Source organism: Halorientalis brevis, assembly GCF_042678165.1.
GTDB classification, from domain to species: Archaea; Halobacteriota; Halobacteria; order Halobacteriales; family Haloarculaceae; genus Halorientalis; species Halorientalis brevis.
This window is the reverse complement of the sequence record NZ_JBHUDJ010000013.1, coordinates 37549-49581: the sequence shown is the minus strand read 5'-3', so window position 1 is coordinate 49581 and position 12033 is coordinate 37549. Positions and strand designations below refer to the sequence as shown.

Sequence of the window (12033 nt, the reverse complement as noted above, 5' to 3'; positions counted from 1 at the left end):
TTTAGCATCCGCGAAAGACACTCTTTCCGGCATTTTTGGAGTCTGCTAACTTCATCTTCTATGCAACTTGGCGACGTTCGTTCACTAACGCTCATGGGAAGTCTCGGGGCTTTCGCCCCCTACATTCACAATATGCAGGATAGGGCATAAAACCACCGAATATCCATATTTCGGTAACTATAAGTGTTGACCTTCACAATGTGTAGGTACGGAAGGAAACTTCCGAGACTTCCCATGAGTTCGACTGATTCCCCTTCGACGGCAGAATCGTTCGATGCCCGAACCCGCCGCGCTCTCACCGAGTGTATGACCGTGTTGGAGGATGGACCGGACCTCTACACCGTCGTCTCGGAAAGTGGCAAAGAGTACAACGTCGACCTGAGAGAAAAGCGCTGCACGTGTCTGGACCACAAGCACCGAGAAGTCTCCTGCAAACACATTCGACGTGCTGCGTTTGCATCCGGCGCTAAACCGATTCCAGCGGGACTGAATGACTCTGTGGACCCGCTACTCGGAGACCAAATTGACGACAGTCCTCAGGTTCCCGCAACTGACGGAGGTGTTGCGGTGGATGTCTCTGGTGAATCCGACAACGAGGAATGCGAGGACTGTGCTGAACTCGCTGACGGATGGTCGTGTTCGGAATGTTATATAATGGGTAACGGGAGCATCCCGGAGTAGTCGACAGATACCCCGCGTTACGTGCGAGTGCTTCCGCGGGCCTTCTCGGTTAGATCCAGGTGCTTTTCCGCCAACGGACCTGCCCGCCAAAGCGTTGATCGAGGCTTGTCTCTCGACAGAAAGTTTCCGTCCTCAAGCGATTGGCACACGTCTTACACTACGCTTGGGCTGGCATCGACGTCTTCGATGACATCGCTTCTCTTGAACTTCCCGTAGTTCCTGTGCAGTGTCGCTATTCGGAGCGTGACCTCCTCTCGATTACTTATGTTGATCGGCCTGATGACCGCATCTGGTATAAAAGGTCGTCTGGTGTGTGTTTTCTACGTTCGGAACGCCGGTTGATGGGAGCGCTTGTCTATAGCCAGAACTGTTTCCTGACCGTCGGATAGACTGTTGTACCGATATGCCAACCGGTTATAATGCCGACACCGATAGGTCCTAGGATAAGGACCGGGTTGAGGTCACCCCACTGCGTTCGGTAGTTGGGGTTGATCGTCAATAGCACAGCTGTAATTGTCAGAATAACGGAGTCAACGAACAGAAGCGGCTGTGTTAGATCGTCTCCGTATTCGCGTTCCCATCCATCTTTCAGTGATCCACTGACCACTCCCAAGAGAGCGGCCAGCGCGACTAATTTCGCAATAGTCTGTAACATTGCACTCCCCGTACCTACTTACTCCTTAAAAGGATTCGTCGCGTATGGCGGCCGTCTATGGAGGTTACGTCCGGGGTTGCCGGGTTGGCTACGTCTGGTGGAGGGTCGGCCGGTCTAGACAGCTCGGCTTCCCACCACTCCTCGATCGGTGGGCTTCCAGGTGAGCTCGAGATCTCGGTGACCCACTGTGACTCGATCGCGGAGAGGTCGACGTCGAAACTCGATCGAGGTCCGGAATAGTGACTCTCGCTGGAGGTCCACACTGCTGTAGCACACTCGAGGTCGGTTCGTCGAGACACACCGGAGGTCCGGGGTAACTCAGCCACCCCTGACAGCCCACGCTGCGGTGTCGGTTCGTGGAGAGGCGGTGTCGGTTTGAAGAAGGTGTCGTCGGTTCGTGGAGAAGCGGTGTCGGGCAGTGAGAGCCACACGCCGCTGTCCCACCATCGAAGAAGAGCTGACCCCCAGCAGATCTAGACCTGGGGATACCCCACGGGGAGAAACACCTGTGTTGCAGAGTTCGTCGACGGACTGGAAGCCTCACGGCGCTGCTCACCCGGAAGCCAGTGGGATCTCTAGTGATGATCCTCCTTAGAGAACTTTCACTTCGATATCGGTGTGTGCTTGCTCGGAAGCCCCACGGGGAGACACACCTGGAAATCAGGCCGGCCTGTTTCTGCCGGTGACCCTCCCACGGAGAGACACCAGTATCAGTCGGCACTGTCGCCCCATGCTAGGAAGCCATCCAGTCTGAGTGATCGGACACTCGAGCTCGTCGACGGAGTCGGCACCCCCAGGGAGACACCACTGTTTCCAGTGATAGCACCGGGGACACTTCCCACGGAGAGACACACCAGAACGCCGCTATATAGACAGTGGGCCTGTCGGTCATCGAGACACTCCTGTCATATAGGTGGGCGGCGCCGCCGCTGCTGCATTGCTATCGATCATCCAGGGTCGACACTAGCCTGACACCCCACACTCACCTGAATACTGATATATCAATGCTCCTGTACCTCGCCTCTCCACTGGCCCCAGCCAGTGGGCCTCTCAGTCGGTCGAAGCACACGCCACTTTCACCGGAAACACACTGTCGGACCTCAGCCGGGCTTCGCTCTACTGGACCTCGATCATGGAGACACCCTAAACCTCGATCGTCGAGAAACACTGGACCTCGAGCCTATCTCTACTGAGGGACCTCTCAGAATTTCGATACAGTCTCTTCTCGGCCTGCCTCGGCCTGGAGGGGTATCCACCTGCCATAGCTAAACTGGGGGTCAAATCTGTCTATTAGAGACGCGGTGCTGTTTGCACCGGCTATATTCGGCTAATCCATCCTGATAATTACCCCGGATAGATACAAGAAGAGTATTATTTGTCTGGCTGTAGCCAGCTATATTTAGCTGGTACATTATTCTGATATTTCAACCTCTCAGCAGTGTTCTTTCAGCTATTCTCTCGGATGCCATTATTATCATATCTATTAGACACTATCTACTCGGCCTTTCTCGGTCTGGAGGGGTTGTCATCCTGTCTAAGTTGAACTGGGGTTAATTCTCCCTTCTAGAGACGCGGCGCGGTAGATGTCGATTAAAGTCGGCTAATTACCTGACTTAATTAATCCGGATACAATTAGCGCAGATTCTATTGGCCTGATCATAGCCGGACAATCTTATATTGGTAAAGGTATTTGATAGTACTATGAGCCAGTCTGAGCAGTTAGATGTTGACTTGGATGTTATCAGCAAAGAGATGCTTCATGCCCTAGAACAGCATGATGGAGCCGCTAACACCAGTGAAATACGGAAATTCCTCGGGATCGATAGTCGAACTAAGATCAATTATCGGATCAATGAATATCTGGTCCCGCAGGGATTGGTAAGCACCCATCAGCCAGACCCAGAACCAGGGAATATTCCCGCCAAGGAACTCTCGATAACTGAGAAGGGGGAACAGGCTCTCGACCAGATTGCTCGGGAAGCTGAAATCAACCGAGACGTTGCTGAGCGGATCGCTCGATTAGAGGAACAGGTGCAGTCGCTTCGCGATGAGAACCAGGACCTCAGAGAGCAGATGGCGGATACCGGGACACAGCAGTCTTCGTCGACGGACGCTTCTCAATCGGAGATCGATGACCTCCAGTCACAAGTCGCCAATCTCGCGATGGAACTAGAGGACCTCAAAGATGATCCGCTGTTCCAGAGCAATATCCGATCAGAGCTAGACGCTGTCCGGACTGGAACACTCGCGATGCGGGACTATCTATTCGACAATGGTGCAGAGGACGATATCGTGGAGTTGACAGGGAAATACGCGGAGAAGATCGAGAAGATCGACAAAAGCTAACGTCGACTCACGTCACGTTGAGAATGGCCCAAACAAGTTCTCGGAATCCTCTGACTCAGTTTCCCCGTTGCTTGCGTTGTTGCTCTGTGTATCTTCCATTCTAGCGCTAGAATCTCTCACAGGCTGTGAGTCGGTTGTCTGGTGGGCGCTTTCTTGTTCGTGACCATCGGCCTCGGCCACGCCAGATCTACCTGTCTCGTCCCACAGCGGCCACTCCTGGCCCTGCTCATAGAGCATCGGCTCGGAGTACTGCTCGTTGTCATCGTCGGGGAATACCACGAACACGAAGTCGTCTGGGGTTGGCATCCGTGGGAACTCGTTTTCAGGGATGAACGGCGCATAGAGATCTTGCCACTCCTGTCGGAGCTCGTCGAGAGACCCATAGGGACCGTGCTGCTCGCTCCCCTCTTGAACTATCCACTCGTCGTCATCATTCTTCGTTCGATATGCCTGAACTTCGGTCGGAGACGGGTTGTCAACCGCCTCCGGGCCACTAAAGCGGGCTGCTTCGTAGCCGTCCTTGGCCGTCGCGACGACATCACCCTCGTCTTCGTGCCAGGAAAGCGGATTACGGCCACTTGTGTTCGGTCGGACGGCATAGGTTTCCTCGTCCAGTTGGAACTTCGAGGTCTTGTTGTAGAAGGTCCGCCGGCCCTTTTCGTCGACGTCGTTCGCACATGTCACGGTATCGTAGTCAATCTCGCTGCCGTCGACGTCGTAGATGATTTTCTCACCCCGCTGGGGCCAGTAGGTCAGTCCCTTCCCATCGGCCGTGGCGTCCTTACAGGTGAAGACACAGAGACGGTCACTCTCGATGGCTTTCCGGAGATTCGTGAGAGTCTGCATCGGCTTCTTGATCGTCGAGGTCTCCGCCTCGATAGCGATATGGCGACCCTCGCTGAGTTCGTACAGCCGCGGATACTGCTCTTTCAACTCTGCTTCTAAGTCGTGGACCTCTTGGACTGAATCAGCGTCGTTGAGTGGGTCAATCGGTAGATCGGCCACACCGTCAGGGAGTTCTTCCCCCTCCTGTGTCGGTAGTCGGGTAAGCGCACCGAGACGAGTGAATGCACGGAATGATTCCTTCAAGATGTATCGGTGGTCGTCGCCACCGCCGGACGCTGATGAGCCGGTGTCAGCACTGAATACTCGAGTGCGACCTTCTGATGTCAGACCGACCACAGCCTCCCCGGATCGGCGGGACCGCTTGACCACTTCCAGTTCCTCGAAGACATTACTCAGCTGAGACTGATAGCCCGTTGAGCCGAATCGCTTCTCGATCTCCTCCTCTGCTCGCGATGCCTCAACTAGCGTCTCCTCGTCTTCGTCCTGAACCTGGGCGGCGTAGATGCCTTCGAGAATAGTGTCGGTCGGGAGATCCTCGACGGAAACGTCACCTTCACTATCGAGGGCCGCCGCATCGGGGTCGAACTCAGCGCCAGGGGCTGCTGCCGGGTCGACTGCTTCGACGTAGTCGCCATACTTGAGCTCACGCTGGATCTCCTCGTCGGAAAGAGGTTGGGCACCCCACTCGTTAAGCGAGTCTCGGACGACATCCTTTGCGTCCTCTTCCGATCGGAGCGGCGGGTACGGCGCGAATGTCTTGAGATTGACCGGCTCGGACTCACGCCCGCCTTCCAGGGGAATCTTCGTCCACGTCCGGTAGAAGTCCGTGTCCATCAAGTCGCCGGCATTGTACCCCTCGAATCGTTCCATCAACAGACGAGCGTCGTCGCTCCCAGGGGTTCGCATCGCCAGGATCGTGTTGCAGTTGTTCTCCATCGCCCGCATCACGCCCTCGTGGTCTTTTTCGATCTGGAACGGGTACTGTGTCCCGAGGGTAACCGAGAGCCACATCGAGCGCGCCCGCACCAGCATGTCCTCGACGGCGAGATTATCGTTGGCGACCTTTTCGAACTCGTCCACCTGCAAGAAGTACGCCTTCGTGTCCCGCTCTGGGTCCCGATCCTGGCGCTTTTTCGCACTCCAGAGGTTCCGCAGCACGGTCAGTGTAATCATCTGGTGAACGTCCTCGGAGTCGACCGGAATACGGACCAGTAGAATACGATCGTTGTCGACGATATCGTCCCAGTCGATCGTCGATTCTCGACGAGCGATGATCTTCCGGACCACCGCATTCTCGACCCACGACTTGATACGCTTGGTGAGTGGCCGCAGGTCGTCGTCTTCCATCTCCGCGATCTCGTACAGGAACTCTTTGAGATAGGGGTCGTCGACCTGCTCGGCGAACTCGGCACGGCGCTCAGCGTTAAGCAGCACGAAGTACATGTCGATGACACTGTACTTCTCTGAAGCATCTCGCTCTGGGTTCAGCGAGACTTCTGCATTGTGCCGAAGCATCGCCCGACCCATCGACTCGGTAACCGCCTGCATGTTGATCCCCCAGTACTCGTCGTTGTCGAAAATCGCAACCAGATTTTCCAAGCGGCTCTCAATCTCCTTCTCGCGACGAGTCTCATCCTCGATCGCCGGCATGTCCAGCATGTTGATGCCGATGACCTTCTCGTACTCCGTCGACCCTGGCTCGATGAGAATGACGTCGTCCAACCGGTGCTTCGGTAGCATCTGCAAAAGCTCGAGCGTGTCACCGCTGGCCTTCGGGTCGATATTGCAGAACCCGTGGCCGGCGTAGGCGTGCTGGATAGCCTTGTTCTGCATTTGGGTGGTCTTCCCGGCACCGGTGGTCCCGCTGATCCACATGTGCCGACGGAGGGCCGTGAAATCAATCGGCCCCTCACGCCACCCGTTCCTGGCGCTGTCGTCGTAGCCAACCCAGATAGGACGGTCGGGCTTCTTGCTGGCTCGCTCGAACATCCGGCGCACTTTTTGGCCCGCAACCGGGCCATGCTCAGCGGTTTCGGTGAGAACCTCGTGTTGTCCAGCCCGTTCCCGATCCTCGATAGTCATGTCATAAGAGTCGCCCATAAGCGACTCCCAGTCCGGATCTGGCTTCGCCTCAGTGTGCTGTTCTTCATGGACTGGCTCTTCGATTTCAACCTTCTCGCCCTGCTCCTCGTCGTCGTCACTGCTTCCAATTCCAAACACGTTCACCACTCCTGCTCGTCGTCACTCGCCCACGCATCGGCCGTCGTACTTGCTTCGTCCTTCTCAGCTTCGGCAGCAATCTGGGAGCCAGTCTGAGTGGTCTTCCACGGAATCTGCGGGACCTCGATCTCGCCGTTCGGAATGTGAGCGATACCAGCGACCTCGTCGATCGAGAGAATCATGTCGCGATCAATCCACCGCCGCTCGATCATATCGGCTAACAGCCCCTCGATTTCCGTCGGCTTGACTGGGTGATGATCGAGCCCCTGTTCGCTCGTTGCGTTGTAGTACTTCGCGAACATGCTGGCCACCCCACGGGCCCGCTCGCGAGCTTCTCGGGGGTCTGGTGACGCGGACAGCACACGAGCGTTAACGTGGAACCCCTGTTCGCCACGCTGCTGCTCGACGATCTTGGCGGCCTCCTTATCCTTGCTGCTGCTCTCGCGTTCTTCGAGCTCCCGAAGCCCGGCCCAAAACTTCCAGTCAGAGAATCCAACGACCTCGCCGCTGCGCAGCCCCTCGGCGACGTCACCGACAGACTCGCCGTCCGGACCGTTACTGGTCCAGTCCTTTGCGGCTGGTTTGAATACGACCTGGACGACGACCACCGAGTCGTCAAGCGTCAGCATCTCGCCCATGATGTCACTGTACGGGTCACCGTGATCGAACCCCTCTGCGTTGTGATGACGGATCGGAAGGAACGTGTGGCGCTCTAAATCGAGATACGAGCCCGCAATGTGATCTCGGGGCCGGAGGTCCGGGAATGCCTCACCAGATTGGAGAGGAATCACCTCAGAGTTCGTGTACGTGTTGGTAGTCCGGCGCTGGAACCGATCGCTCGCACGCTCGTTGGCCGCGTACATCCGAAAGGAGAACTGCCCCCGGTTGAACCAGATCTCAAAGGCATGGGCGTCACTCGTGTTTTCTCCCCCACGAATCCGGACGTCGTGGAGTGCTTGAAGTAGGTTTGCACCGCTCTCGATACCGTCGTTGTCCTTGTAGGGGTTGATTTCGAGGAGTTCACCGGGCATACTCGAAATCGGAACGCTATGTGAGGTTTCGAGTGGGACTGTTCGGTACTCCTTAGCCTCACGGTCGCTGTCGCTCAGCCATGTCTCGATTGGCTCTAAAGGGTTCAAACTCATACACACGCATTATATCCTAGAATATTTACTAATTTCTCCTTTCATAAATCTTCAAAAAATAGAATCAATTTTGAAGACAGCTGTAGTCCATAAGCTAACCAACAGCCAGCATTGTTTTGGAGAGTATGTTGGTTAGCCACTTCGGCCAGAACAGTCCACAAACTGATTTGTGACAAACACTTATGTAGATGTAGAATAATTTACTGTATGTCGGGATGCATCCCGACCGCACCAAACCTGCCTACCAGTCGTTACCAGCAGTCTGGTGTCTGTTCAGTAGTTCCCGCTGGCTTGGCCACCCCAAACCAGCGGTATAGGGGGAGGGGCCATCACCACCCTTTCGAGATCAGACGCGTATTATAATCTACAGAGATACCTTACGCCAGATCACCAGCCTGCCGTCTGGGGTTTAGTTTTTAAGGGAAAAGACAAACTGAGTTCTCGGACTGCTGACTTACGGCAGGTGTTAGAGGTGGCTGCTGATGATCGGTTTCGGGAGACCCGATCACCACTGATGTTCGTCCAGTTTCGTTATCGAGGTCGACGTCTGGATGATCAAGAACGTCAAGATTGATTGTTCTAACACCTATTCAGATGCTTCAAGAGTGAACGTGAAGTAGATGTAACCACCCACCCACCCCACTACTTCCGCTGTTAGTTGAAGAAAACAGCAACACCCCCATGTGAGGGGGTGTCTTGTTATACGGTAGAAAACAGCTTACGGATATCGTTTACTGCAGTACTATATAAACATATTCTAGGCTTCTAGACAAATAAGGCGCTATGGCTAAACGCTAGTATAGCAGCTTTCAAATCTAACAGCGGAACCAGTGGGGTGAGGGTTACTTCTATTCAAACACAACTTCTCTGTAACAGCGGAACTAGTGGGGTCAGGGGTATTTAAACAGACGGGAACAACGGAAGCAGCGGAAGTAATGGTTAAGGCACTCCTCCTTCAAACCACTCGTGAATGGCTGACATCTCATTCACGCCAACCAATTCTATTTTCGAACGGCGAGAAGCACTTTTGGAAGAGTGGACACCTGAAGAACTTGTCGGTCGTGATGAGGAACTCCAGCAATATCACGCTGCGTTACAGCCAGTCATCAACAACGAAACGCCATCAAATATTTTCCTCTACGGCAAAAGCGGTGTCGGCAAAACTGCTGCTACACGATATCTCTTGCAAGCACTCGAACGAGATGCGAAAGCAGTTGATCAACTCGACCTCTACACGGTTGAGATCAACTGCGATGGACTCAACTCTAGCTACCAAGCTGCAGTTTCTCTAGTGAACGAACTTCGCGATCCAACTAATCAGATCTCGAACACCGGATATCCACAGGCATCTGTCTATCAGTTTCTATTCGATGAGTTAGACCGTGTTGGTGGGACGATCCTTATTGTTCTCGACGAGGTCGATCACATCGAAGACGATTCACTGCTCTACAAACTTCCGCGTGCCCGGTCAAACGGTGATGTAACCGACGCAAAGCTTGGTGTGATCGGTATCTCGAACGATCTGGATTTTCGAAATCAGTTGTCGTCTAAGGTCCGATCTAGCCTTTGTGAGAAAGAAGTCTCGTTTTCAGCGTATAATGCCCAAGAACTACAACTCGTGTTGCAGCAACGTGAAGCAGTTGCATTCAAAGATGGGGTTCTCGATGACGGTGTCGTCGAAATGTGTGCTGCGTATGGGGCCAAAGACTCTGGTGACGCTCGCCAAGCGCTTGACCTTCTGCTCGAGGCTGGCGATCTTGCTCGGGAGCAAAACGCGGACGTAGTGACTGAATTGCATGTCCAAAATGCTCGCAATCGTCTTCAGAAAGACCAGGTGATTGAGGGCATCAAGAATTACTCAAATCACGGCCAACTCGTTCTCTATGCACTTACGGTCCTTGCTGAACGGAATGAAACGCCGGCTCGGACTCGAGATATCCTCGCCGCGTACGAACAAATGGCAGAACAAGAGGGGATGAGTCCGGTTTCGGAACGGTCTGTTCGCGACTATCTCGGCGAGTTAGAACAATTAGGGATTATCTCTGCTACTGAGTACAACCAGGGCAAAGGCGGCGGAAAGTACAAAGAACACGAGCTCGCACAGTCTATCTCATCAGTTAAAACTGGACTGTCGGAGCTTCTGGATTCCAGTCCCTAACCCCACCGCTTCCGTTGTTAGCGATATATATTCTCAGAAATTGTTTCTCTGTCAGTAGAGTATTCTTGAGCTACTAACCAACATATTGTCTCATTCGATAACTACTGTTGGTTAGCGATTGAGACGTTTGTGTCTTTTTCGTGTCAAACGGATACAAAACAAAGGAACGGGTGTCACATTGGGGGCTACCACGGGTTTTCGGTTGGTTTGTATCTCGTTGTGACGAGACTGTTTCGCGGAATTGCATGAACGTGCAGAGGAGAGAGCAATCAAAATATAGATATACTAATAGCTGACCGGATAGGCAGCAGCCTGGATGCTCACTACGCGTGCTTATCGATTGGTTTCGGAATTATTGAAAACCAAGTTCGAGAAGAGGTTACCAACAAACACTCCAACTGATATTACGATAGTGAGTTGGACATACGTTGCTGTACCAAATACAATCTGTTCAGCCATACTCATTATAAAAGTTCGATTCAATTAAAGTTCCTCACCAGAATCCTTCCAAGATAGCTGCACGATAAGTTCCTGTACTGTAGTGATCAGTTCAAGATTTCGTGGGATGTTTTCTATGACACGCTGGTTGATCGCAATCTCCCTATAGGGCAGCGTTTGTCCGGGGAAATTCTGTATCACTGGTGATCGCTTTGCAGGAGTTGCTGGTTACCACCGCCGACACCGCTCTTCAACAGCGATACCAACAGCTACCGATACCACGAACAAACGAGAACAGGCGTCGAAGGTACCTGTTCTGTGGGCGGCGTCTGGTTGGGTTGGGTGTCTTCTTAGAGATGTTAGCCCCTTCTCAGGGGTGGCAGTGACCTGGGGAGGCTCCTATCCGGTGAGCTCGGTCGTCCCCGGAGCGTCGTCGTGGCTCGTTCCCTCGCCAGGGATCTCGGCGTCCGTTGGGACGACTAACCGGCGCTCTTTGTACTTGAGGCCGTCCTTGCGTCGGTCACGCTTCTCGATGTAGACTCTGTTCTTCGCGAGTTGCTGAATCCGTTCAAGAGCCTTCCCGGCGAGTTTCTTCGCGTTCTCGTAGGTCATGTCCTCGTCCGGGCGCTGGTGGTTGGCTTTGATCCAGACACGAAGGTCGGAGGCGTCGATGTACTCACTCACTGAGCGACAGCCAGCCGACCACAGTGAGGACTTTGAGTTCTTGCCCCGCTCGGCCCACGCCTTCGCTGCGAGGTAGTCGGCGCGGCGGCTGGTGGCGTTTGCGAGCATTTCTTCATCCATCCGGGCGAGTTGCTGGATCGGGAGCAAGTCGGCCGTCGCGAGCGCGCTCGTTCCGGAGCGTTCCAGCGGGTCTTCTGCGTTGGGCAGCCGGACCCATGTATCGCCGTCCTCACCTTCGAACCGTTCGAGTCGATCACCGTCGACGTCTAGGAGTTCGACGTGCTCGGTGACGGTCTCGAACTGCAGGTGGGCACCCTTCTCTAATTCGCGTGACTGCAACTCGGCGACGGCGTCGGTGAGCGTGCTGTCGGTGAGGTGTTCATCGAGGTCCTGTTCGGACACTTTCGCGTTGATGATCCGGCCGAGTGGAACTTTCACACCATTCGTTGATTCGAGCGTTACGTCTTGGAGGTCGTCGCTGTCCCAAGTGAGTGTAGCCTGCTTGTCGAGGCGTGTTTCCAACTCCGCGACGCGTTCGCGGAGTCGCCGGTTCTCTTCACGCACCGCGTCCGTGTCGTCGGTGCGCTGTTCTAGCTCACTGACGCGAGACTCGAGAGCCTCGATGCGATCACAGAGCGTATCGACGAGGTTGGTGACCACCTCGGTTTCTTCCTGTTCCAACGCGGTCGCGATTGAGTCGCGGTCGATTTGTGTACTGTTCGTGTCGGTGGATCGTGTTGTGTCTGTCATAGGTTTGATGGTGGAGAAAATGGTTCGCTGGCGGGACGACTTCGTGAGACGGCCAGTGAAGAGACACACACGCCGCTAGACGGCAGCAGCTAGCCGGCCGCTGTGCGAAG

The 12033-nt window shown here is 54.4% G+C and carries 6 protein-coding genes; 3 read left to right on the top strand and 3 right to left on the bottom strand.

The window, feature by feature from the left end:
- Nucleotides 1-234 precede the first annotated feature (234 nt).
- Entirely contained in the window at nucleotides 235-681 is a 447-nt protein-coding gene (locus tag ACFR9U_RS16150) for a hypothetical protein (RefSeq protein ID WP_247381989.1), read from the top strand.
- Nucleotides 682-3037: 2356 nt separating this feature from the next.
- Nucleotides 3038-3682: a hypothetical protein gene (locus ACFR9U_RS16145; protein WP_247381988.1), complete on the top strand. Its 645-nt coding sequence runs from the start codon at nucleotides 3038-3040 to the stop codon at nucleotides 3680-3682.
- A 12-nt stretch (nucleotides 3683-3694) separates the two neighbouring features.
- Here ACFR9U_RS16145 and ACFR9U_RS16140 read toward each other — a convergent pair whose 3' ends face one another.
- Nucleotides 3695-6754, bottom strand: a complete 3060-nt coding sequence (locus ACFR9U_RS16140; RefSeq protein WP_247381985.1) for a type IV secretory system conjugative DNA transfer family protein — start codon at nucleotides 6752-6754, stop codon at nucleotides 3695-3697.
- A complete protein-coding gene (locus ACFR9U_RS16135) occupies nucleotides 6751-7779 on the bottom strand; it encodes a DUF8128 domain-containing protein (RefSeq protein ID WP_247381984.1) in 1029 nt (342 codons plus the stop codon). Before ACFR9U_RS16135 ends, ACFR9U_RS16140 begins: the two co-directional genes overlap by 4 nt.
- 1084 nt (nucleotides 7780-8863) lie before the next feature.
- Here ACFR9U_RS16135 and ACFR9U_RS16130 point away from each other — a divergent pair.
- Nucleotides 8864-10051, top strand: a complete 1188-nt coding sequence (locus ACFR9U_RS16130; protein WP_247381982.1) for an orc1/cdc6 family replication initiation protein — start codon at nucleotides 8864-8866, stop codon at nucleotides 10049-10051.
- Between the two features lie 837 nt (nucleotides 10052-10888).
- On the opposite strand, the gene ACFR9U_RS16125 is transcribed toward ACFR9U_RS16130, so the two are convergent.
- Nucleotides 10889-11923, bottom strand: a complete 1035-nt coding sequence (locus ACFR9U_RS16125; RefSeq protein WP_247381980.1) for a DUF8008 family protein — start codon at nucleotides 11921-11923, stop codon at nucleotides 10889-10891.
- Nucleotides 11924-12033: the final 110 nt, after the last annotated feature.